The sequence below is a fragment of the Paenibacillus sp. G34 genome, from assembly GCF_056856875.1.
Window position 1 is genome coordinate 4,600,028 of the sequence record NZ_CM166469.1, and the last position, 24,244, is coordinate 4,624,271.

The window sequence follows — 24,244 nt, forward strand, 5'->3', positions numbered from 1 at the left end:
CTCACATCCAACGTTAGCCGTAATCAGATCGTCTATCAGTATCAGGCTGCCATGTTGTTTTTAAACAAATGCTATTGTTTGAACTCATCCTACCTGAACAGCAATTTCTGTGCAATCCTAAGCCGGAATTGTCTAACAACACCAAAAAAGCCGTGCGGGGAGCACGACTCTTTTATCTAATCTATTCATATAACTACACTTGCTTAAGACAAAGCCAGCATTGCGTTCATATCTTCTTCTGCTGTTGTGATCAGTTTCAGACCAAACATGTCTACGAGCACATCCAGTACACCTTCCGAAATAAATTCAGGCGGTTTAGGCCCAATCCGGATATCCTGAATGCCGAGGCTGAACAGGCCGAGCAGAATTGCTACCGCCTTTTGCTCAAACCATGACAGCACAATGCTTACAGGAAGCTCGTTCACCGTGCAGCCAAAAGCGTCGGCCAAAGCCATTGCGATTTTCACAGTTGAACCGGAGTTGTTGCATTGACCCAAGTCGATATACCGCGGAATGCCCGTGTCTCCCACCGTACCGTAATCCACATCATTGAAACGGAACTTGCCACAAGACGTGGTGAGAATGACCGTATCATTCGGCAGCGACGTAGCGAGTTCACGGTAATAGTTACCGCCCTTACCCGGTGCGTCACAGCCTGCGATGACAAAGAAGCGGCGGATATGTCCGTCTTTGACCGCTTGGATAATCTCCGGTGCAAGTCCAATCACCGTCTCATGGTGATAACCTGTCGTTAACACCTGCTCGGATTGTACGTTCGCCGCAGGTAATGACAACGCACGCTCAATAAGAGGTGAGAAATCCTCTCCTGTAATCTTGGTTACTCCCTCAAGTCCTGCCACTTCATAAGAGAAGAAACGATCTGCATACGTGCCTTTGATCGGCATAACACAGTTGGTTGTTGCCAGAATGGCACCCGGGAATTCCTCAAACAGTCTGCGCTGATCGTACCAGGCTTTACCGATATTCCCTTTAAGATGAGTATATTTCTTTAATGCCGGATAACCATGCGCAGGCAGCATTTCGGAATGCGTGTAGATGTTGATGCCTTTGCCTTCTGTCTGACGAAGTAATTCTTCTAGGGCGTACAGATTGTGACCCGTCACGACGATACAATGACCTTCAATCTGATTTTGACTCACCGTGATCGGCTGTGGAATACCAAATCGATCGGTATGGGCACGATCCAGTACATCCATAATTCGAATAGCGGCATTACCAACTTTCATCGCCATCTCCAGATGTTCCTGTTGATTAAAGTTCGAGTTGGTCAACGTCATATATAAAGCTTCGTGTGTAATCCGATCCACCTCAGGATCGGTATAACCAAGCTGCCGTGCGTGTGTTGCGTAAGCCGCAATCCCTTTCAGGGCAAAGATCATTGTATCCTGCAAGCTGGCAATCGTTTCATTTTTACCACATACCCCAATTACTTTACACCCACCACTCGGCGTCTGTTCACATTGATAACAAAACATATGAATTCCCTCCAAACCAGATTAACTCTTCGTTATGAAATAGCGTAACAGAGCTGGAGGTAGACAATTGTGATATTACACACAGTTTTGTAAACTAACATCCATATTATCCCTTTTAGTACTTTTAACAGACGATTATCCAATCCATCACTCCTATTCAATCATACTCACTGTGTACAGTCAGGAGAATTTTAGAGGTTTACGAAGAGTTTATCGCGGTAACTTGGGTATTGCAGATCTGGATGCCGTGCTGACAGGCATTGAAAGTTTGAGATTCTTCTCTACCAATCCCAATGCCACGCTTGTTTTGTTTGATCGGTCACGTTTCCGTGACAATTTTGTAATTCTCCGGGGATATCGCAGTATCCGTGAACTGGATGATTTTCTTAGAAGAGGGGATGTTGAATCCCTGATCGCATCTAACCAGTGGTTAACGGCAGCCCAAGTTCGAAGAATTCAGCGTACAGGCCAACTGCCTCCGGGCTACCGTTTGATTTAAAGAGTAATTAAAGCTCCTGTTGTAAAATGGAAACTTTCATTCCAGTGATACTGTCTCTACGCATAAGTATCACTGGAATTATGAATAATGACATAGATAACGGATGCTGCCGAGTCCCATCGTCATACTGCATATCCAATGCTGAAAAAAACTACATCCATTGGCGATTCTAGTTTTTGTCCAATCGGGTAATACACATATAAATCACATGCCGAGGAGCTGGTCGATTGCAACATTACAGGCGCAGTGCAGACGAAGTATTGCAGGAGGTACAAAGTTCCGATAGAGGTCTTTCCACATCCGAAGCAACGAAGAGATTAGAATCCGTAGGATATAACGAGTTAAAAGGAAAAGATGCAACACCGATCTGGAAACTGTTCCTTGAAAATTTTAAAGATCCGATGGTCATCGTGCTGCTCATCGCAGCTGCTGTACAAGTTGTGCTTGGGCATCTGATCGAATCCTTGATCATCTTTCTCGTCATTCTGCTTAACGCTATCATTAGTGTGGTGCAGACCAAGAAAGCGGAAAGCTCACTAGATGCCCTTCGCCAGATGTCAGCCCCCGAGGCCAAGGTCATTCGAGATGGTCAGAAGCAGACGCTTCCTGCACGGGAACTGGTTCCAGGTGATATCGTTCTGTTAGATGCCGGAGATTATGTACCGGCAGACGGGCGTATTCTGGAATCCGGCAGTCTCAAAATCAACGAAGGCATGCTGACTGGTGAATCCGAAGCTGCAGAAAAACATGCGGATGTGATTCCGGAAGAGGCTGGAATTGGGGATCGGCGCAATATGGCATTCAGTGGATCGCTAGTTGTATATGGTCGCGGCACGATTGTCATTACAGGTACGGCACTGAAAACCGAAATCGGTAAAATCGCTGAATTGATTGAAAATGCGGAGGCGAAGGAAACACCACTGCAACGCAAACTGGAATCATTCAGCAAAAAACTGGGCTTTTTCATCCTGGGTCTGTCGATTCTTATTTTTGCCATTGAAGCAGGACGAGTGTGGCTGACAGAAGGCACCGAAAATATCGGACCATCGCTGATCAATGCGCTGATGTTTGCTGTAGCCGTCGCTGTGGCCGCCATCCCTGAAGCTCTCTCGTCCATCGTCACCATTGTACTCTCTCTTGGTACCAGCAAGATGGCCAAGCAACATGCGATTATTCGCAGATTGCCCGCGGTGGAAGCGTTGGGATCAGCAAGTATTATTTGTACGGATAAGACCGGTACTCTTACCCAAAACAAAATGACTGTTGTGGATTATTACATTCCCCATGGTACAAAAGACGAGTTTCCCGATGATCCTGCCGAATGGTCGGAAGAAGAACGTCGGTTGTTACATATTGCCGTACTTTGCAATGATTCGAACATCAACCAGGAGGGCAAGGAGCTTGGTGATCCCACCGAAGTTGCACTCATTGCGTTTAGCAACAGCGTGAACAAGGATTACAACGAAATCCGGGATCAGTTTCCACGGGAAGCCGAGCTTCCGTTTGACTCGGACCGCAAGCTCATGAGCACGGTGCATACCTTTGAGGGACAGACTGCTTTGCTGACCAAAGGTGGCCCGGATGTGTTGTTCAGTCGCTGTAGTCATGTATTTATCCATGGTGAAGTGCAACCCATGACTCCTGAGATTCGCACGCAGTTTGAAGAGAAGAATGAAGCATTCTCCAAACGTGCCTTCCGGGTTCTCGCTTATGCATACAAACGTTTTGATGACAAAAAAGAGGTCACTCCCGAAGACGAATCCGATCTGACATTAGTCGGCCTGACAGCCATGATTGATCCCCCGCGTGAAGCGGTTTATGGCTCGATTGAGGAGTCGAAAAAAGCAGGCATTCGCACCATTATGATCACGGGTGACCACAAAACTACAGCTCAGGCTATTGGTATTGATATCGGACTGGCAAACAAAGATGATCTCGCGATCACCGGTGCCGAGCTGGATAAGATGACGGATGAAGAGCTGGATGGGCAGCTGGAGCATATCTCCGTCTATGCACGGGTATCCCCCGAAAATAAAATTCGGATCGTGCGTGCATGGCAGCGCAAAGGAAAAGTTGCAGCCATGACCGGAGATGGCGTCAACGATGCTCCTGCACTGAAACAGGCCGATATCGGCGTAGCCATGGGAAGTGGAACGGATGTCGCCAAAGATGCGGCGGCGATGATCCTGACTGACGATAATTTTGTATCCATTGTGAATGCGGTCAGCGTTGGACGGATGGTATTTGATAATATTAAAAAGGCCATCGCCTATCTGTTCGCCGGTAATCTCGGCGCCATTATCGCCATCCTCTTCGCACTGGTTGTCGGCTGGGTCAATCCTTTCACAGCGTTACAATTGCTGTTTATTAACCTTGTTAACGACTCCTTGCCAGCTATTGCACTCGGCACGGAGAAGGCCGAACCGGATGTGATGCGGCGCAAGCCACGTGACATTAACGAAGGTATTTTTGCAGGCGGAACGTTGCAGGCTGTCATTACCCGCGGGGTGCTCATCGGCGTTGCCGTGATTGTGTCGCAGTATATCGGACTCGGTATCTCGGAAGAGATGAGTGTCGCCATGGCATTTACTACACTAATCCTGGCGCGCAGTTTGCAAACCTTTGCGGCACGATCCAACACCCAGACCATCTTCCAGGTGGGCTTCCTAACCAACAAGCTCGTGCTTGGTTCGATTGTGGTCTGTCTCTGCCTCTATGCCATTACACTGATTCCGGGTGTTCGCAGCATCTTTGCCATTCCTGATACCTTCGGCTGGGATGAATTCCTGGTCGCAGGTGGACTCGCACTTGGTGCCGTCATCCTGATGGATGTCATCAAGTGGATTCGCAATCGCGTCGAACCAATTGCGGCGGCTTAGTTATTACAGACTGTGACGATGCAGTTGGTTTTATGCATGTTCTGCATCGTTACAGCCTAGATTGGATAAACAAACAGCGCCCCTTTTTTGAAGGGCGCCTGTTTGTTTATCCGGGTTATTTTTTCACACCATAGATAGATTGTTCGGTGCTTCTCGGGTCTTGCTTTTTGGGTATTGCTTTTTGGGTATTGCTTCTTGGGTCTTGCTTCTATTCCAGTACCTTCTACTAACCCTGCTTGATACCAAAGGCAATCCATCGTCCGTCAATATCCTCGATCACAAATTCTTTGTTATTATAATCAGAATGATGGAAGGAACGAACAATCGTTACACCTGCATCGATCAACTCTTTTTCGAGCTCTTCCTGCTGTTTGGTAATAAAATAGGCATCGTATCCGTAGCCGTATAATTCTCTGTTGGGGATGACCTTCTGTCCATTGCTTTGGGTTAAAATAATCTCCGTAGAATCACGGTACAGGCAGACATGGGGCTCTGCGACGTCCAAATATTCAACCACCCGAAATTTCAATTTTTCTTCGTAGAAAGCAGCTGTTCTCCTCATATCCAGGGTTGGAAACACGCTGTGGGACTCTAATAATTCTGACTTCATAGAACTAATCTCCTTCATGTAAAATTGTGCTGTGTTACTTTTGTTGTGCGCATTGCACTGTACTACTGTTTTGATTCTAGTCAAAATTTTGGTCAAGCCCTGCTTTGCTTGTTATGTACCGAACTCATAAACTATGACACTATTGCCATATTAACAGTTGAGGAGTAAAATAAAATATTGTTTTGTCCTCAATATCCTCAATATGTTACATGCTAAGGCTTATTCATATCATACAATAACTTCATACAAGACAGGAATGGTTAAGTGAAAGAAAAAATTGTAATGCCGCTCTGGACATGCTGCCTCTTCATCGTGGTGATGAATACGACCATGTTTAACGTTTCGCTGCCGGTTATTATCCGTGATCTTCAGATCACTTCTGACCTAGGGTCCTGGGTTATCTCTAGTTATTCCATCGGATATGCCCTGTCTACCGTAATTTACAGCCGCTTGTCTGACCGAATACCGGTACGTAAGCTGGTCACGATTGGGCTGCTGATTCTCGGTTGCTCGTCCGTACTTGGTCTGTTCGCGCATAACTTTGCTTTATTGCTTACAACGCGTATTCTGCAATCCGCAGGGGCAGGGGTTATGGCTGGCCTAGGTCTGGTCATTGCAAGCCGTTACATTCCGTTAGAACGGCGCGGTGCAGCCCTGGCGCTCATCTCATCAGGCAGCGCGATGGCCTTTGGTCTTGGTCCAATTGTCGGCGGACTGATCAGTGAGTACATGGGCTGGAACGGGTTGTTTGCGATTACGGTGCTGGTGCTGCTCGCCCTGCCGGTATTGGTCTATTTTTTACCACGGGAAACTGCGAACAAAGAGCAGCCATTTGACCTTACGGGTGCTCTGCTCACCATTATTAATGCGACCACCCTGCTCGTGGCCATTACACAGCGTTCATGGATATGGCTTGTCATCGGCATAGCCTCTCTGGCTGCTCATATTCTGTATATTCGCAGAGCAAGGTTGCCCTTTGTTAACCCACAGGTGTTTCGAACACCGGGTTTCACCCGGCTTATTATTATTGGTTTCTGCGTGCTGGTAGTCAATCTCGGGAACCTGTTCCTCATGCCGTTAGTGCTTGCGGATCTGTATCATCGTTCTCCCCTTGCTATTGGCCTGTTAATCGCTCCCGGAGCGATCATCTCGGCATTTTGTACCCGTTATGTCGGTCGCTGGATTGACCGTTATGGCAATATACGGTTTATGCTGATCGGACAGTCTATGCTGGCCGCCGTTCTTGTTTTGTTCATGCTTGGACTTGATCAGTCTGCCCTGATCATTACAGGCGGATATGTGTTCTTCTCGCCAGCACTATCGGCCTCTATGGCTTCCCTGAATAACGAAGCCTCACGTGTACTGCCTAGAAACCAGATTGGTTCAGGGATGGGATTGCTACAACTGATCCAGTTCTTTGGCGGTTCGGTGTCTGTCGCCGTGTGCGGGTTGCTACTGCACGCTATACCAGGCGTAACGGTAAAAGAAGCTTATCACGTGGTGTATGGCTGCCTGCTGGTGGTATGTCTCATTTCGCTTGGACTGACGCTATGGCACAGTAAGGCTACTTCACTTACCAAGCGCGAACCTCTGTAACATCGGGTAGCTAATGAAGCGTGCTCATGTCACCGGATAGATCTTCTGGAAAAATCACATTTTACTTAAATCAAAAAAGGCCTGCATATGTTTGCGAGCCTTTTTTTGACTTTTACATATCTATTTTTACGATCGATTATCTTGACATGCTAATCTTATTCTTGCACTTGCGGTGGCCGCACCTGGAGAAGGGAGGCAAATGACCGGAAATGAGCAGCAAGCAGCCTCACGTTTTCCTCCATCAACTGCTGTGCCTCTTCCATCGTCTCTGCTTCACTCTCCGCATCTTCTCGTACCATCGCCAGTTCATGCTCCATCACCAGTACAGAAGGGGACGCTTTGTTCTCCCGATAATCGAGCAAATAATTGTTACCACTGCTGACACTCCACGCAATCGGAATAATTCGCCGCGGATCAGGATTAACCTCATCCACCAACGCAGCATTATTCGCGATAAACTGATCATCCAGTACATGAAAACGAATTTCCCAATCTTCCGTCTCTCTGCCCTGTATCAGATCAAAGGAAGCATCGCCGTGCAGCTGAATAAATTCCAGATACTCCTGCGGAAAAGCAATGCCATAATGAGACTGAATACGCGCCAGACTTGCATAATCATTCTGCTCACTCATCCCTATTCGTCCTCTCTCAGGTTGATCAATTCCAAACGAACTCACCCAGCCAACGTCAACTCACCTGACTGCAAGTACCTTTCACTTCGCTTCGAGTGCCGCTTTCCAGGCTTCAGCAATATGAACTGGCGTTTTGCTGCTTTTCTTTCCGCTACCTTCCTTTGTCCAGAGCGGAGGAAAATAAGCAAACACTTGGTCTTTGTCCAGTTGCGCCATATCTTCCTGCCAGCTTTTCCAGCGAAACGTTTCGTAAAATAATTGCAGATCACCCTCAGCCAGCCAAGTCATAAACTCGGAGTACGAGAGCTCTGTTGATTCCCACTCCAAGGCATCCGGTGCAAAATAATAAATCTGTCCCGAGCCATCGAACTTCCCGGTATCCAGTGCAAAAAAGCCTCCAGCCACATCATAGGCCACAACCATCATGCCCGCTAGTGCCTCTACAGCAGGTTCAGCACTCAAGCCATTCCAGCTGGCCAGACTGCCATATACACTTTCACCGCCTGCGCCTAGTAGCGTAATCCATCCATGATCCACCACCATGCCCTCTGTCTCATAGGCAACAGCCCCCAGATAGGAACGCGTGCTCACTTGGAGCTGGTGTAGCGTATTCTTGCCCATCTCCGGCTTTGCCGGAACATAGGTATATGTATTCTCCCCCTGATCCATAAGCGCTTTGAGCTCCGGCCAGGCATGATTTTCCTGATCGATTAATTCTTCAGCAGACAGTTTATTCATCATTTGACGACTCCTCTCCATTTCATGACTTTTCCAAGCATATCATGGCTTATTCTACCATTCAAATCTGATATAATTAGCTTTCACATTGTAATTAAAGGAGGAATAACCTTGTTTCGTTTCATCCTGCTCCCTGCTCTAATCCTGACGTTGTTCACATCTTCGGGCTGCCAGGATCAAGCCTTCTCCATTCCTCAACAACCAGCTATCCATACTGAAACGAATGATCAGACCATCTATTATATTTCACCAGAGGGAAACGATAAGAATCCCGGAACCATCCATTCTCCATGGAAGACGATTCAGTATGCAGCGGATCATGCTTCTCCCGGTAGTACGATCTATTTGCGCCAAGGTGTCTACACCCAAAAAGTCAAAATAACCCGTAGCGGGCTTTCTTCAGGCAAACCTACGCTAATCTCCAGTTATCCTGGAGAGAAAGCAATTCTCGATGGCAAGAAGTTATCTGTACGTGGTGTCGAAGGCATGATCGAACTGGATAATGTCAGCCATGTTACGATCTCCAATCTGGAGATTCGTGGCTTCTCCACCACTCAGACGGGACAAGTCCCTGTCGGGATTTATGTACATGGAGCAGGGGAGAACGTGCAGCTTCTCGGAAACCAGATTCATGCTATAGCTAACCGGGCAACGCCAAAAGGCGCTGGACTGCAAGGCAGAGATGCACACGGAATCGCCATCTACGGCACAGAGCATCCACAGGCTCTACGCAATATCATCGTTAAAGATAACGAATTGTATGACCTCGTGTTAGGTTCCAGCGAATCACTTGCGGTTAACGGCAATGTTGACACCTTCGCCATTATAAACAATACCATTCATGATACGGACAACATCGGTATTGATCTGATTGGATATGAGGGCATTTCAGAGGATGACACGTATGATCGGGCAAGAAACGGTATCGTTCGCGGCAACACCATCTATAACATCACATCAACCCGCAATCCATCTTACGGTCTTCCACTTCCGAATAAAAGTAATTCGGCCGGAGCGATCTATGTAGACGGCGGCATCCATCACATCATCGATCGCAATAAAGTATACCGAAATGATATCGGAATTGAGATAGCCTCAGAACATGCCGGTCGATCCACCAGCAACATCACCGTTCGTGATAACCTGATCTATGCCAATCGACTAACAGGCATCGCCATGGGAGGTTATGACGAAGAACGGGGCGCAACGGAAAACAGCCAGATCATGTACAATACACTCGCACACAATGATACGTTAAACGCAGGCAACGGACAGCTTCTGATCCAGTCACACACCCGAAATAACACCTTCACCCGTAATATTGTTGCCGCTGACAGCTCAGACGTGCTGATCTACAACGAATACACAAGCAATGCAGGCAATGTGTTCGACCACAACCTTTATTACGTTAACGGCGAGGCGCAGGAGGCCCTTTGGGTTTGGAAAAATAAAAGCTATTCCGGTGTTGCAGCGTACCAACAAGGTACAGGTAATGACACACACTCACGCTACGTCAATCCAGCGTTTGTGAACAGCTCAAAGGGAGATTATCGCCTGCGAACAGGCTCACCAGCCATAAGCTACGGCTATCTGGCCCCGAGATAGACGTTGTCTTCCTTTTTAATCATCGTCTTTACTAATAAATAAACGGATCAAGTAAGCAAAGACTCTCTGCCTACTGATCCGTTTTTATAATACTTAGCCCGGCTTAACGCCGGATCAAACTAGCGGCATGGGTTACCCGATTTCGCCCGCCCGTCTTGGATGCGTAGAGCGCATCATCTGCTTTTTGAAACACAGACAGCTCCGTATCTGCTGCCGAGATCGTTGCCGCGCCAATGCTCACCGTAACGTGATATTCCCCCCAATCCGCTGAAGCTACTTGTGACCGGTATCGTTCTGCGATACTAACGGCTTGTTCCTCTCCGCAATTCGCCAGAATGATTACAAACTCCTCACCACCGTAACGTGCCACCACATCGACCTCACGCGAAATGGATAACAGTAGCGTAGCCAAGTTACCTAGTACCAGATCACCGATGGGATGTCCGTAGGTGTCGTTAATGCTTTTAAAGTGGTCAATGTCCATTACAAGCAGTGAAAATTCTCGCTGTTCCTCTTGATAGAGCGATAGATGATGAGCCATTTTTTCTTGGAAAAACCTGCGGTTCTTGAGACCTGTCAATAAGTCGGTAGACGCCATCAACTCCAATTGTTCATTGACTTTAATCAGCGCCTGTTCTTTGATTTGATATTCTTCATGTAGACGCTCCAGCTCTTGGTTCGCCTCTTGTGTTGCCTGATATAATTCCTGCAGCTTGGTCTTGGTATTTAAAATGTCCTTTTCATGTTCAATCCGTTTGCGCATAATGACGACTACGCAGTCCACCACATGTTGCCCATCCCGCATCTGACGCACCCCGTTGAGCAACACCGGGACGTCTTCCTGGTCACGATTGCGAAACGAAAAATACATCTCGTCCACATGACCATACAACTGAATATACGGATAGAAATACGTATGAAAAAACACTTTATTGGTGACGGACATCACGGATTCAATATGTTTGCCCATCAACTCATCCCGTTCACGCCCGATCATGCTCAGCAACGTTTGATTTATCGATAAGATCACGCCTGAATCTGATATCGAGAAGTATCCACAAGGTGCCGTATCTAATTGATTGTCCATAAAAACAGCCTTTCTTCTGCATGTTATGCACTAGCCAGATAATCTTTAATCAATCGAATCGTCTCGCCGGGTTCACTCAGATGAGGGTAATGTCCTTTGGCATTCATCTGAGTGAGCCTGCTGTTCTTCAGATGGGAATGCAAATAATCCCCCACTTCCACAGGAGCGATACTATCATCCGAGCATTGCAAAATCAAGGTTGGCACCGATACTAAATCCAATTCAATCCGGCAATCGGACAGGAATGTCACTTCAGCAAATTGCCGAGCGATGTGCGGATCACGGGAACAAAAGCTCTTCTCTAACTCCTCCGTCAGATCCTTTCGTTCCGGGTTTTGCATCACAATAGGTGCCAAATAACTCGCCCAGCCGATAAAATTCAATTGCATCATCTCCAGCAATTCATCAATATCCCGCCGTTCAAATCCACCATAATAATCGGGCATATCGTTCAAATAACGCGGAGATGGTCCAAGCATAACGATATTTTTGAAAAAGTGTGGAGCCTGAATGGAGGCAAGCATGCCAATCATGCTGCTGACGGAATGCCCGACAAAGATCACATCCCGAAGTTCCAGCACTTCCATAATCTCAAGTACATCCTGGGCATAACCATGAAGATCATTATATTTAAGAGCATCATAATATTTAATTTGGGACTCCCCGGAACCAACATAATCAAAGAGAACAACCTGGTACTGTTCAAAAAAAGCAGGCACGATATGTCGCCACATATCCTGATCACACCCAAAGCCATGTGCAAACATAATCGTCTGAACGCCTGTACCAAGTACATTTACATTGTTGCGTACAAGGACATCAACCGTCATCTTACTCACCTCTGCTAAAAAATTTTCACAAGTCATCTATTCAATTATTATAACGGAAAATGTTGGGATTTAAATAAGTAATATTAACCTATTTGCTCTCACAGCCCGTTAACTATTCTCTCTGTTCATTGATCCCTGTTCAGGAGCATATGACCACGAAAGGGCATCCCTCGTCAATGATTTACATGACAAGCGATGCCCCTGGTATACCCATGATGAATTATTTCACAGTCAGAATCACACGCTGATAATGCTTTAATTGATGTTCTCCATCGTCCTGAACCTCAGCAACGATATGAATCGTATCCCCCGATTTGGCGTCCTTTGGCACCATGAATGTTACGGTATCGGTTTGACTTCCTTTTAACGGGATGGTATCGATCTTCTCTCCTTTAGCCAGTTCACGATGCAAGCCAAGCTGTAGATCACCTGCCATTTCAGGCTCGACTTTTTCCTGTTTTACGTTGGAATCCTCATACGTGTCTGCTTCAAAATATCTCCACCACTTATACGTCAGCTGATCACCGTCCGGGTCTTGGCCTTCAGCGTGAAGCGTAACTTGTTCACCGGGCTGGACACTCAGATCCAATCCCTCCTTAATTGTTAACCTTGGATTGTGATTGGCACCTTCGAAGGTATCTGCGACCGCCCAGTCTGCCCGTGCTGCAAAATCATTTTGGATATCATCGAACCATCGCATCAAGGAATATTCGGCTTCGTACCTTTTAGTGTAAGGATCATAATCCAGGACATTGTTTCGGAACAGCTTGTCGTTGACTACACCAAAGCGTCCACCCCATCCACCATACGATGGATCTTCCATACTGCGCAGCCCGTTATTAATCAGGTAAAAGAAGGATGGAGAATCTCCCTCTGAGATGAAATCATACTTGTCATATTGCGGATTATTTTTGAGGTACTCGGCACTGCCACGCTGTTCTTCAGCCAGTTCTCCCTCAATCATTTTGCCATCCCCCATCGTGGCATACATATCCAGCAACTTGCCATGTCCATTCAAAATATGTTTGACCATCCAGTCGCCGTGCAGCTTGCTGTTCACTTCTTCCGCATGGAATTTCCAGGCATATGCAAAGTGCCAGAAGTTAGACTGGTCATTCAGGATCCGAATCTCAGGCCAATTCTCCGCAATATAGTGGGTGTAGCTATCATCCTGATCCAGAATGATATAGAGGACCAGCTTGTCATTTACCTTTTTACGAATCGTTTCCCAATCTGCCGTACCTTTGTACTTCTCTTCAATAGACTTCAGCGCTCTGGCTGTCGTGTTGGTGCCGCCCCATGTCTGAACGATCAGATCCCTCGGATCGTTGTCGAGAAAAAGGGTTTCGAGAAATACGGAACCTTCGGTTTCCTTCTCCATCTCGCCCTTGTCGGTAATATTTCCGATTTTGGTCATGGCCCGTAACTGTTCCGGTTCCGGATAGCCCTCCGCATGTTTGGACAAGTTGGGATAGATCTCGCTGTAAGCATCAATCATGTCATAAATCCATTGCGTACCGGTCCAGCGAAACGGTTGGATTCCTGCTTCCTGATCTCCTGCATAATGATAGACCGAACTGGTGAGTACAATTCCAGCCAAATCCATCTCACTCGCGTACAACAAGAAACGAATCACAGAATTCATATCATCTACTTCACCATCTGTAGTTATAACGGTTCTGCCTTTGCTTATCTGACTGTTGTCGTCTCCCGACTTTTCTTCTGTTTTCTGCTCTGTTTCCTGTTTCGGTTTCTCTGTGGCAGTTTGAGGTGTTTGTGCCGCGCAACCGCTAAGGACAAGTATTAGACAAAGGCACCCTGTGGCAAATCTGATCGACCATTTTCGTTTACTCATACATACGACATCCCCTTCCTATTTGGACAACAGCATACTGTTTAAGTACACGTCTTGTACGTCGCATTTCTTCCCTTCTTATGGCCTGTTGAATGAAAAAAAACCCAAATATCCATATGTACGAGGTCCTATTCGGTCTCCCACATATCGATACTCAGGTTTTGCCTGTTCGCAACAGTAACAATCCGTATTAAATAACATAATATCAATTCCCATCTATTTTGTAAACGGATTCATTTCAACGATTCCTCTTTCTTGTATGTATCACTACTTCTCTCAACAATCCCCATCTGGCCATTTTTAGGGTGTAAGCCATTGCCGATTTGATATAAAATAATAGGTATAACTTGTCAGGAGGAACGAACCTATGCAACAACTGGAGTTAGCTTTAACTCGTTTCGTAGAACAACAAGACTTATATAATGAAGCTTACGGTCTTTTCCAAAATCACGATCTTCGGTCGCGGTTGCTCCCTGTTCAGCCGGAAGTGGACAAACGTATTTCCCTTTCGCCGGAACTCCAATTCTTTTATAGTCACTATGAGATGGTAGATGCTCAAGCCGAAGGAACATTGAAAATGAAAAACGCAGCTGTCGAAATCGGCGATGCCGCTCTGCTCTTTTTCGTTTCTCCCGAGCATCTGCATCGTCAGCAATTGGGGTTTCGCTGGGTCGGTATGCAAGAACCTTTCGAAGAATCCGATTCCTGGCCGCCACATCATGTTGTAATCGCTAATGTGAATGATGATCCGATCATCGTTGACGTAGAAGCTCCCCATTCTCCTCTCTACGCTGCCTTTGAGGGTGGAGAACCAAAACGAGTTGCGGATTCCCTAGCCGACTTTTTCAATGCTCTTGCCATCCTGATTGAAAACGCACGTTCATTGGGGGGAGAAGTGAAGGACGAAGAAACCTACGAAACCAAACCCGAATACCTTGCCCAGGTGCAGCCAAAATTAAGGGAACTGCTCGGAGAAGCACACACAAAACATCTTATCGAGTATCTATCTTTATGAGGTATATGAGAATGAGGAAGACAATTCGGATGGTTTTATAAACAATAAGGGACTAAAAAAACTCCCCTCACAGTAACAGCATTACATTATAGCTGTGTACCACTTGGGGAGTAATATCAGGCTTTACTATGAAGGGTGATTAAATAGCCATCTGGGTCAGCAAATGTGAAAGTGCGCCCGAATGGTCCGTCGATTGGCGCGGATGTAATTCTTACACCTGCTGCGAGAAGCCTGTCGTGGATGGCTTGTGCATCAGGGGCATGCAGCCACAGAGCAACACCAAGCCCAGGCTGCGTGTCTGTACCAAGTTTTACTCCTGGCATAAGATCACGAAGTGCAAATGCGATGGGCTTTGTTTCAAAAACGACTGCGTGAGGCGGTCCAGCTTGTGAACGGACCAGACCAAGATGATTTTGATAAAATGTTGCCGAGCTTTCAAGATTGGTCACCTGAAGTGAAATAAAATCGGGTCCAATGACTGACATATGAATAACGTCCTCCTTTATATTGGGTTAATCAAAGATTACTAAAATCTTTTACATAACCTCGCTTGCTTGATGTGTATCTTGAGTATAAAAGCCCTCTCTTGCCAACAGTATGTCAGTAGCGTTTTTCATTTTTTAAAACTTTTCAAGTAGTGAGGAGGATGTATACATGATCTACGTTGCTTTGCTACGTGGCATTAATGTAGGTGGCAATAACAAAATCGGCATGAAGCAGCTTAAGGAAACCTTTGAGCAAGCTGGAATGCACAAAGTGATAACCTACATCAATTCTGGTAATATCATCTTTGCCGATGATCAGGCACGAAGTGATGCCCACGCTGAAATATCTGCCATTTTGGAACAGGCCATTGCTGCGGATTTTGGCTTACAGATTAAAGTGCTAGTCCGAGATATGGATGAGATCACATCGGTCATACAGGCACTGCCTTCTGATTGGACGAATGATGATCAGGCCAAAAGTGATGTTTTCTTTTTGTGGGAGGAAATTAACGATGTTGATATTCTGGAGAAGCTGCCCCTGAAACCCGGTGTAGGCGAGCTTATGTATGTACCTGGTGCGCTTCTGTATTCAGTTAGTCGAGAGGAAGCAACGAGGAGCGGCATGAATAAACTCGCCAGCTCGAAGATCTATTCGTACATGACGGTGAGAAACGTTAATACGACGCGTAAAATTTATGCACTTATGCAAGCCGCTGCTGAAAATTAAAATCAATACTCCTGTCAGGAACAGGCTCCTATCATGTACAGGCTCCTCCTCTCCTCACGGGGAATTCATTCCTGCCTGTGGAACATGAAACATGTATTACATAACAAAAGGACTTAACATCCGTTCTCGGATGTTAAGTCCTTCTGTATTTACTTTTGCATTTCATTTTACGTCTTGAATTCTACCTTGCAATCCTGTGACTATAATTATGCCTTCATCAGTCGATCTGAATGCGTCTATGTGCTTGCTCATCGCCTGGACGTTTTGGAATGTCCAGCTTCAGCACCCCGTTTTCCAGTCGTGCCTTGATATTCTCTTCATCAATATGATCCACGTAGAAACGGCGGACAAATTCCCCAGCACGACGTTCTTGACGAATCATTCGACCCTCATCATCCTTCTGTTCGACCAGTTCGTTACGTTTGGCACGGATGACAAGTTCCTTACCTTGTACCTGAATGTCAATATCTTCTTTGGCAATGCCCGGCAGTTCAGCTTCAACAAGGTATTTGCCATCTTCCTCCCGAATATCGGTGCGGAATGGCTGCATACCGGTTCCAAACGAAGAGAAGAATGAGCTGTCAACCATGTCATGGAAGGATTTCAGCATCTGTCCGAACGGCTCATCATTTCTTCTGCGAAATGGAATCAGATCAAACATGAACATCATCTCCTTAAATGTGGTTGGGTTTGTTGTTGCTTACATCTATTATTTTAATCAGGACACCGCCAAGGATCAAAGTCGATTAAAAGCGATATAGCGCGATGATCTGCCGTCTTGGTTAATTAGATAAAAATAGATCGATTTTTCTTTTGATTTGACTATTTTTGACCTTCTGACTTTATCTGACCAATTTTCGATACTTCGCCGCTACTCACTGCGTATTGATCTCCTGTCCAGAAGTCGCTAATCTTTTACTCTTGCTTGCTCCCCTAAACTGTAGTACTGCTAATAAAACAGCTAAACCTACCGCAGCAAAACCTGCCCAATTCAATGCCAGAACCGATGAACGGCTGATCACAATCCCGCCCAATCCGGAACCCAGTGCAAAGCCAAATTGGATAAATGACGTATTCAAACTTAGCGCAATGTCCGGACTACGAGGGGCTAACGTCACCAGATATAATTGTTGGGCAGGAGAGATGCTCCATGTAGCCAACATAAATATCATCAGAACCAGGATCAACAAGATCAGATGTGCACCCGTTACAGCAAATAATAGAAGCGTCAGACCTTGCAACACTAACCCAAGAAAAATGGTGAACTTCGATCCTCTGGCATCCGCCAGTTGTCCACCCAATTTCGAACCCATAAAACTACAGATCCCTGCCAAAAACAAGATCAGGCTAATTTCGGTCATGGTAAGTGACGAAGTCGTTTGCAAATACGGCGTAATATACGTGAACAAAGTTGCGTAACCGCCCACATATAACAGTGACATCATCAATGCGATTATAATCGATTTGTTTTTCAGCAACGAGAGCTGCATGTTTACGGTTACCTTCTCTTGCTCGCGGATGGAAGGAACCTTTTGATAGATAATCAGAAATGGAATAACACTGAGCAGACCTATGACAATAAATAACATCCTCCAGCCAAACATTTCACTGAAAAATGTACCGATCGGCACACCAAGCACAAGTGAGCTGCTTAATCCCATCAGAATAATTCCAATCGCATTACCACGCTTTTCATTCTCCACAAGCCTTGTTGCTGCCGCCATCGCAACGACCGTTGTCATGCCACCGCTTGCTCCCTGAATGATGCGTATCCAGATCATCGCCTCATACGAGAGATCCAACATCATGATACCATTGCTGGCAATAAATACCCCAAAGGTGAACAGTAAAAGTTTCCTGCGATCGACATTGATTGTTGCAGCGATCAGAATAGGCGCAACGATAGCTGCTGCAAGGGCAAATACCGTGACAAGCATGCCCGCTTCCGCCGTAGATACGCCAAGATCCGCAGCCATCATCTCAATAATTCCGGTAATAATGTATTCAATAGTACCGATCAGAAACACAGCAAGTGCCAAAATGTAAATGGTGCCTTTATTTTTCAACCCTTCTCACTCCATCTTCTATATGTTCATTTTCACTTAAGCCTCATCGTAGTGTCCGTGTAAACCACCGTTAGTTCAACTTATATCGTCATCTACATGTGATAGGAATCTGAATCTCGATGTACTGTGCATCCTGTTCAGGGGATAAGGGCAAATAGTATTCCCTGCCCGGCTCGTTCTCTTTGATCTGGTAGTTGTTTTTCTCGATCCACCGCGCTAAATGCACGCAGGCTGCCCCATCAAATGTGGAATGCGAATGAAACGCCATAGAGGCGACCATCGGTTCCGGCGGCAGATTCCGGAGCTGAAATGGCTCAGCAACTGCAGGAGGCTCACCCGTTAAGAAGTAACCGACTTCGTATTCGAATTCATCCTCTTTTCCATCCACCTCTCGCCACAACACAACCTGTGGGCCCTGAATCCATTGGCGCAGGTCTTTGGTTAGCAGTGAATCCAGATGACCCAGCAGCTCAGGAATACGCTCTTCTCCCCCGTTTGCAGTAAAGAACATAAAGGTCTGAGCAGCCTCGGCTTTAATTCGGATCTCCTGGCCTGTCTCCCATTGTCCTTCGCTTTCCATAAGCTGGATGCGTTCCTCAATGCGGACAAGCCTGGCTTGTTCCATATCAATCATTTGTTGAATCTCACTTCGCTTCAGTCTCAACATGCCCTGAATCTGCTCATGCGAGATGTCTTCCTTCAGTAGCTGCGTGATCTGCGGTAGTGTAAAGCCCAATTCCTTATAGATCAGAATCCGGTTAAGTTCGAGCAACTGATCTGCGGAATAATATCGGTAGCCTGTGTCCTCGTCTACTTTACGCGGCTTGAGGATACCAATCTGGTCATAATAGCGCAGCGTTTTCAAAGAAAGCTTGCTGAGTTTGGCAAACGTACTGATTTTGAACAATGTATCATCTCCAATCCATTAGCTTAACGTGAGTATACAGTCTCCCGTGCAGGGGAAAGTCAAGGGTTGCATGGTAGGGAACATAAAGTCAGAGTTATGTAGTCACAATTCTAAAGGCAACAGAAAAAGGACAGGAGCAATACTCCCCTGTCCTTCCTTCTCATTTTAAATTAATTGCCGTCATTTTTCTTAATTTAATTTTTTTTGTTTTTCATTTACTCCCAGAAGAAACGACCTGCAAACACTTTTTCCGTCAACAGTTTGTATGTCTCTTCAGGCAATTCTTTCTTCATCTTGGCCATCACCGCTTCTTTGCCCTGATTATACTGAGAGGACATGCCGATCTCGGCGGTAGTGTTATTTGCATCCAGACGCATAATCGGTGCCTTCGCATCTTTCGTCCATGGTGTCCATGCAGCAAGCGCAGACGTTCCGCCTGTGCCTGGATTACCTGTGTACAGGAATTGTTTCAGGTAAGCTGCCATCGCAGCAGACAATTGCTCACGTCCCGGCTTGTTGACATCACTGAAGTAACCTTCAGGGAAGTAAGCTGCAATACCCGCTGCTTTTCCTGTGTAAAAGTCCATATCAGCACCATGTGGAGCGCCCAGTATCGTCTGTAGATATTCCGAGATGACGCCAGACTGGGTTCCCCATGCAAAACGATATGCATATACTGGCGGCTGACCAGCTGCACTGGTTAACTTTTCAGCTACACGTTCCGCATTAAAGCCCGCGTATGCCTCGCTGCCGTATTTAAGCGCAGCGGCATATTGAGCCGCTTTCGTCTGATCTTTGAGCAATGTTCCATCACCGATGGATGGAGCAAAGTTGGGATCACCGAATGCAAAAGCGGAGAATTCGGTTTCCAAGCTGCCGAGCAGCACAGGAACTTTCGCATATTTGCCACTGTTGATCGCTTCAAAACCTTCTTTTGGAATGACCGTACCATCACGGAACAAATGCGGGAATGGTTGCATTCGGATAGCCGTTGCACCAAATACTGTCACCAGTTTATCCGCAGGCAGTGCACGTAGGTACGTTTCCAGCTGCGTAGGTGTTTGCTTGCTGATCCAAGCCGTGGCTTCGCCTTTATTTGCAGCTTTGCCTTCTTGCACAAGCAGCTTCACGATCGCATCCTCGGATTTCTGTTGTCCTTCTTCAGGTGAAGCTGTCGTCAAACCACCGCTGAATGCAATCGCTTTTTGATACAATCCCTTGCTAAGCGGTGAGATAAGCGTCGCTAGAACATCACGCGCCCCGGCAGATTGACCCGCAAGTGTCACATTTCCGGTGTCCCCACCAAAACCTGCAATGTTATCCTGAACCCACTCTAATGCACGGAATGCATCAAGCAAGCCATAGTTGCCGGAATCATCCAGAGCATTGCCTGTTTTTAGCGCAGCATTCTGGAAGAAACCTAGTGCTCCCAAACGGTAGTTTACCGAGATAATGATACTGTTTGTATTGCGTGCAAGCTGTTCTCCCTGGAAGTCCTTGGCTGATCCAGTCATATTACCGCCGCCGTGCAGGAATACCATGACCGGCAGTTTGGTGCTGGTTGTATTCGGACGCCAGATGTTCAGATATAAGGAATCCTCACTACCCGCTGTCGTTTTACCGGAAATTTGCAAGCTGTTTGCCGCGAACTCTTTGGCTTCTCTTGTGCCTGTCCAAGCCTTCGGTTCTTGTGGTGCTTTCCAGCGTAGCTCACCTACAGGAGGTGCCGCATATGGGACACCAAGCCAGCCAAGCGTGCCGTATTGATCATAGGCTTTACCATCAATGACACCGTATTTTGTTTGTTGCAACGTTTGAGGTTTAAACGCTCCCGCCTGTTTATGTTTGGACCAGAGTTGTTCGAGCGTAGCTGTGCCATCTTTGAGCTGAGCCTGCAAAGCCTGTGCCGTGGCTTCAGCCATTAAACGGTTGGTCAGTTGTGTCGTTCCTTTTCCTTGAAGGGATTTGATACCATGGGTTGCCGCAAATGCGGAAGCTTCTCCTGATGTGTAATCCGTTCCTGCTTCATAACCAAGCGCCTTGAGTAGCAAATCTGCATATTCCTCTGCTGTCAGTGGAGCATTAGGCGCAAAATGTTCCGTATCCGTGAACACACCAGCTAAATAAGGATGCTGCTTCAAGTATGCAACGACGGGTTGCAACACTTTGCCTGCCTGAGCGGCATCCGTATACGTTTCGGTTCCTTGATAGGCCAGCGCTTCTTTTTCCAGACCAGATAAACGCAAGTAAAGCACTGCGGCTTGAATACGTGTGGCATGTTTACTCAGGTAAGCCGCGTTCACTCCTTGCCCATTCCCGCGAATAAGCTCTGCTTTTACCAGTTTGTCCATAGCCGGGGACAAGGATGGAGCTGTATTCCCTGCTGCATAAGCGGGTAGACCCGATACACACATGCTTAGAATCGCTGCTACTGCAATAGAACGTTTCAATTTTTTCATTGGTTATTCTCCTCGTTGTCTAGTCGTGTATGATGGATAAATAGTTTTCGAAATATTGCACCGCTCGGTACAGTATTCCAAGGTTTGGATCATTCTATTTCTTGATTTGGGATAAATGAAAGAGCGGCCCTCCTTTCTGCTGACATGAACTGTTGCAACCCTTCAGTTATGACATTCAGGCGAATTTTTATATAAAAAAACCTGAATCAAAGGCGCACAGACTTTGGATCACATCGTCTGTTGCCCTCAATTCAGGTTTTGCCTGCAATACGTAACAACCCTGAGAATAATGAGGTGTGATATGGAATTATTGTCACTCAATATAAGTTAAACTAAAGATTTTACACAATCCACTCCGATGACAGACGTGTAAAAGAAATCATTCATCTTATATAGTAAAACGCAATCAATCGCCTGATCTTTCCGAACAAAGCGAATGAACTGGAACAGGTCTTGCCCTGAGATCGGTTACAATCCTGTTATTACCGTGATATTAGCACACAATGAAAGCGCTAGCAATATCTTTTTAGAAAAGTATCACTGCTTACAGTTCTCGACTCACGCTATAAAAAAACCATGAACACATCCGGATGGAACCATTCATGGTTTTAAGTTCAGATATTTCGTTGAGATCATGCTGTTATAGCTGACCGCTCAGTTATTGCTTTTACAGCTTTACAGTTTTTACAGCTACTGAAGGTTTTTCACTTGCTCAATCAAGCTGTCCAGACCTTTATCCGCCAGATACGGCCCATAGTTCCAGTAGTTCCTGGACACGTTGATAATTCGATGATGTTTGATCGCGGGAATGCTCTGATACACCGGTTCCTCAAACAGTTCCATCATCTGATCCATCTCTTCATCTTCCATCTGAGTGAAGAAGTAGTCGGCAGGCTTGTCTGCCAGTTTTTCCAAGGACAGCACAGTGCCGCCATCCGAATAGATTTTATACTGCTCGGGCATGGAGAATCCAAAATCCTCATAGATCAGCTTGCCCAACGTACCGCCTTCACCGCCAAGCAATACCTCTTTATTGTAGATCACAAACGACATCGCTGTTGTACCCGGTTTAATATTGATGTTCAATTCACTGCGAATGCTCTTCAGTTTCGCTTCAAACTTTGCAATCCATTGCTCGGCTTCATCTTTACGATCCATAATGTCGCCCATCGTTCTCAGCGTATTGATCACATCTGGATCACCGCCCCAAGCCACCGTAATCGTTGGTGCGATTTTCGCATACGTGTCTACAATTTCCTTGCTAGTGTAGTCCGGTACAATGATCACATCCGGTTCCAGACCTGAGATCATTTCAACGTTGCCGTTGCCTGATCCGATATCCGGTACACTAGCCATTTCTTCTGGATACAGTTCAAGTGTCTCCGTATTGACTCCAGCCGGTTTCACACCCAAAGGTAATAAATATCCACCATATGTAATGACCACAGGTTTGGAAGGCTTCGCTGGAATCTCAACCTGTCTTCCTGTAGCATCCGTATACGTTCGACTAGACTCCTGTATCGGTTCCGCACTTGTTGCAGGCTGTGGCTGTTCAGTTCCCGCCCCGCATGCTGCGAGCAGCAGCGATAAACTAAATAATAAACTAACCGCCAATGTTGGCTTAAATCGAAGGTTCAACTCGTCCACGCTCCATGTGTTGTATTGATAATGATTATCGTTATTACCAATATAACTATGCTTGTGCCTGTCAGCAATGAACGATTCCGACCTCTTGTTCGTACGATTTGAACCTTTAATTCGATGACTGTGCAGCTTATATTGTGCCGGGGTCTCTCCTGTCGTTCTCTTGAAAATGCGGCTAAAATAGTACAGATCCTTATATCCAACGCTTTCAGCAACCTCGCGAATCTGTGCTTCCGTCTCAGTGAGCAACGTTTTCGCTCGCTTGATTCGGGTCTGGATCACATAATCCATCGGGCTGCATCCGAACTTACGCTTGAATACTCGGGCCAGATAATGTGTGCTGTAGTGAAAATGTGCAGCCATATTTTCCATGGAGATTGTGTGTGCATAGTGCTCCTGAATGTAGCCTTCAATCTGATCTGCAAGCTCCAGCGATTCGACCTTCTGCTGACGCGCCATCTTCCACTGGCGAAATTGCTCATACACAAACTGATGGAATAATCCGGTAACCTGCAACCGATCCAGTTCCTCACCACTCGTCCATGAGTCAGCCATTTTTTCCACGATCGCAAGAATCGTTAATGGATAGGATGCTGCAAAATGATACTCGTGCCGCGAACACATACTGTCTCCTTGTATATTTTGATCTCCCGGTAGATCAAGGCTAGCCGTAGTCAATTGCGGTTTATATAGAAGCAAATAATAATCCAGCGTTCGCTGCATACAGCGAATACGCAGAGATGTACCTTTTTCACCATGTAAAATGAGTGTCTGATCTGATGTAAACCTGTCCGTCCCGAATTGGATGTCAGCTTCACCCTTATTCATGATCAAAAAAGCTCGTGTGGGCAAAATCGTTGTCGAAAGTTCCTGCCCCGGATGCAATACACTATGGCGGATATCGATAAGCTTCACTTGTTTATCATTCCACCACCGAATGGCTTCTGACCATTCTTTCATGTTGAATCACCTCAAAACGATCATTGGACTTTTGTTCATGCATGTCCGATTTCATCCTTACCATACAAGAGTGCTTATCGTTTTGTCCAGTTCGTCTATTATGTAAGCTTTGACTTATAATCGTAATTTTTACAATTAATTAACCTAAAGCTGA

19 protein-coding genes are annotated in these 24,244 nt (G+C 46.1%); 6 read left to right on the forward strand and 13 right to left on the reverse strand.

Going from position 1 to position 24,244, the window contains the following annotated elements; all coding sequences use genetic code 11:
- Window positions 1–203 precede the first annotated feature (203 nt).
- Window positions 204–1,496 carry a hydroxylamine reductase gene (gene hcp / locus AC1VYS_RS20925; RefSeq protein ID WP_482911293.1) on the reverse strand — a complete coding sequence of 431 codons (1,293 nt, stop codon included), beginning with the start codon at window positions 1,494–1,496 and terminating at the stop codon, window positions 204–206.
- Window positions 1,497–1,719: 223 nt separating this feature from the next.
- On the opposite strand from hcp, the gene AC1VYS_RS20930 reads away from it, so the two are divergent.
- Complete coding sequence (locus tag AC1VYS_RS20930) at window positions 1,720–1,995, forward strand: hypothetical protein (RefSeq protein ID WP_482911294.1); 276 nt, start codon at window positions 1,720–1,722, stop codon at window positions 1,993–1,995.
- A 227-nt stretch (window positions 1,996–2,222) separates the two neighbouring features.
- On the forward strand, window positions 2,223–4,874 hold the full coding sequence (locus AC1VYS_RS20935) for a cation-translocating P-type ATPase (RefSeq protein WP_482911295.1): 2,652 nt from the start codon (window positions 2,223–2,225) through the stop codon (window positions 4,872–4,874).
- Between the two features lie 226 nt (window positions 4,875–5,100).
- On the opposite strand, the gene AC1VYS_RS20940 is transcribed toward AC1VYS_RS20935, so the two are convergent.
- Entirely contained in the window at window positions 5,101–5,484 is a 384-nt protein-coding gene (locus AC1VYS_RS20940; protein WP_482911296.1) for a VOC family protein, read from the reverse strand.
- Window positions 5,485–5,748: 264 nt separating this feature from the next.
- On the opposite strand from AC1VYS_RS20940, the gene AC1VYS_RS20945 reads away from it, so the two are divergent.
- Window positions 5,749–7,080: an MFS transporter gene (locus AC1VYS_RS20945; RefSeq protein WP_482911297.1), complete on the forward strand. Its 1,332-nt coding sequence runs from the start codon at window positions 5,749–5,751 to the stop codon at window positions 7,078–7,080.
- A gap of 155 nt (window positions 7,081–7,235) precedes the next feature.
- On the opposite strand, the gene AC1VYS_RS20950 is transcribed toward AC1VYS_RS20945, so the two are convergent.
- Together AC1VYS_RS20950 and AC1VYS_RS20955 are read right to left on the reverse strand one after the other, a co-directional pair.
- Window positions 7,236–7,712 carry an SMI1/KNR4 family protein gene (locus tag AC1VYS_RS20950; protein WP_482911298.1) on the reverse strand — a complete coding sequence of 159 codons (477 nt, stop codon included), beginning with the start codon at window positions 7,710–7,712 and terminating at the stop codon, window positions 7,236–7,238.
- 81 nt (window positions 7,713–7,793) lie between these two features.
- Window positions 7,794–8,450, reverse strand: coding sequence for a DUF2625 domain-containing protein (locus AC1VYS_RS20955; protein WP_482911299.1), 657 nt, complete (start codon window positions 8,448–8,450; stop codon window positions 7,794–7,796).
- A gap of 111 nt (window positions 8,451–8,561) precedes the next feature.
- On the opposite strand from AC1VYS_RS20955, the gene AC1VYS_RS20960 reads away from it, so the two are divergent.
- Window positions 8,562–10,055, forward strand: coding sequence for a right-handed parallel beta-helix repeat-containing protein (locus AC1VYS_RS20960; protein ID WP_482911300.1), 1,494 nt, complete (start codon window positions 8,562–8,564; stop codon window positions 10,053–10,055).
- Between the two features lie 103 nt (window positions 10,056–10,158).
- Here the strand turns inward: AC1VYS_RS20960 and AC1VYS_RS20965 are convergent, their stop codons facing one another.
- The 3 genes from AC1VYS_RS20965 to AC1VYS_RS20975 form a co-directional block, all read right to left on the reverse strand.
- A complete protein-coding gene (locus AC1VYS_RS20965) occupies window positions 10,159–11,142 on the reverse strand; it encodes a sensor domain-containing diguanylate cyclase (RefSeq protein WP_482911301.1) in 984 nt (327 codons plus the stop codon).
- A gap of 23 nt (window positions 11,143–11,165) precedes the next feature.
- Window positions 11,166–11,972 (reverse strand): alpha/beta fold hydrolase, encoded by an 807-nt coding sequence (locus AC1VYS_RS20970; RefSeq protein WP_482911302.1) that lies wholly within the window; start codon window positions 11,970–11,972, stop codon window positions 11,166–11,168.
- Window positions 11,973–12,192: 220 nt separating this feature from the next.
- Window positions 12,193–13,827: a DUF1593 domain-containing protein gene (locus AC1VYS_RS20975; protein ID WP_482911303.1), complete on the reverse strand. Its 1,635-nt coding sequence runs from the start codon at window positions 13,825–13,827 to the stop codon at window positions 12,193–12,195.
- A gap of 367 nt (window positions 13,828–14,194) precedes the next feature.
- Between AC1VYS_RS20975 and AC1VYS_RS20980 the strand changes: the two genes are divergently transcribed.
- Window positions 14,195–14,842 (forward strand): hypothetical protein, encoded by a 648-nt coding sequence (locus AC1VYS_RS20980; protein WP_482911304.1) that lies wholly within the window; start codon window positions 14,195–14,197, stop codon window positions 14,840–14,842.
- Between the two features lie 116 nt (window positions 14,843–14,958).
- Here AC1VYS_RS20980 and AC1VYS_RS20985 read toward each other — a convergent pair whose 3' ends face one another.
- The gene (locus AC1VYS_RS20985; RefSeq protein WP_482911305.1) at window positions 14,959–15,327 is read right to left on the reverse strand and encodes a VOC family protein; all 369 of its coding nucleotides are present in this window, start codon (window positions 15,325–15,327) and stop codon (window positions 14,959–14,961) included.
- 169 nt (window positions 15,328–15,496) lie between these two features.
- On the opposite strand from AC1VYS_RS20985, the gene AC1VYS_RS20990 reads away from it, so the two are divergent.
- Complete coding sequence (locus tag AC1VYS_RS20990; RefSeq protein ID WP_482911306.1) at window positions 15,497–16,054, forward strand: DUF1697 domain-containing protein; 558 nt, start codon at window positions 15,497–15,499, stop codon at window positions 16,052–16,054.
- A gap of 217 nt (window positions 16,055–16,271) precedes the next feature.
- On the opposite strand, the gene AC1VYS_RS20995 is transcribed toward AC1VYS_RS20990, so the two are convergent.
- The 5 genes from AC1VYS_RS20995 to AC1VYS_RS21015 form a co-directional block, all read right to left on the reverse strand.
- Entirely contained in the window at window positions 16,272–16,715 is a 444-nt protein-coding gene (locus tag AC1VYS_RS20995) for an Hsp20/alpha crystallin family protein (protein WP_482911307.1), read from the reverse strand.
- A gap of 214 nt (window positions 16,716–16,929) precedes the next feature.
- On the reverse strand, window positions 16,930–18,120 hold the full coding sequence (locus AC1VYS_RS21000) for an MFS transporter (protein ID WP_482911308.1): 1,191 nt from the start codon (window positions 18,118–18,120) through the stop codon (window positions 16,930–16,932).
- A gap of 88 nt (window positions 18,121–18,208) precedes the next feature.
- Entirely contained in the window at window positions 18,209–19,027 is an 819-nt protein-coding gene (locus AC1VYS_RS21005) for a MerR family transcriptional regulator (protein ID WP_482911309.1), read from the reverse strand.
- A gap of 215 nt (window positions 19,028–19,242) precedes the next feature.
- Complete coding sequence (locus AC1VYS_RS21010; RefSeq protein ID WP_482911310.1) at window positions 19,243–21,486, reverse strand: carboxylesterase/lipase family protein; 2,244 nt, start codon at window positions 21,484–21,486, stop codon at window positions 19,243–19,245.
- A 690-nt stretch (window positions 21,487–22,176) separates the two neighbouring features.
- Window positions 22,177–24,090: an AraC family transcriptional regulator gene (locus AC1VYS_RS21015; protein WP_482911311.1), complete on the reverse strand. Its 1,914-nt coding sequence runs from the start codon at window positions 24,088–24,090 to the stop codon at window positions 22,177–22,179.
- Between the last annotated feature and the right edge of the window lie 154 nt (window positions 24,091–24,244).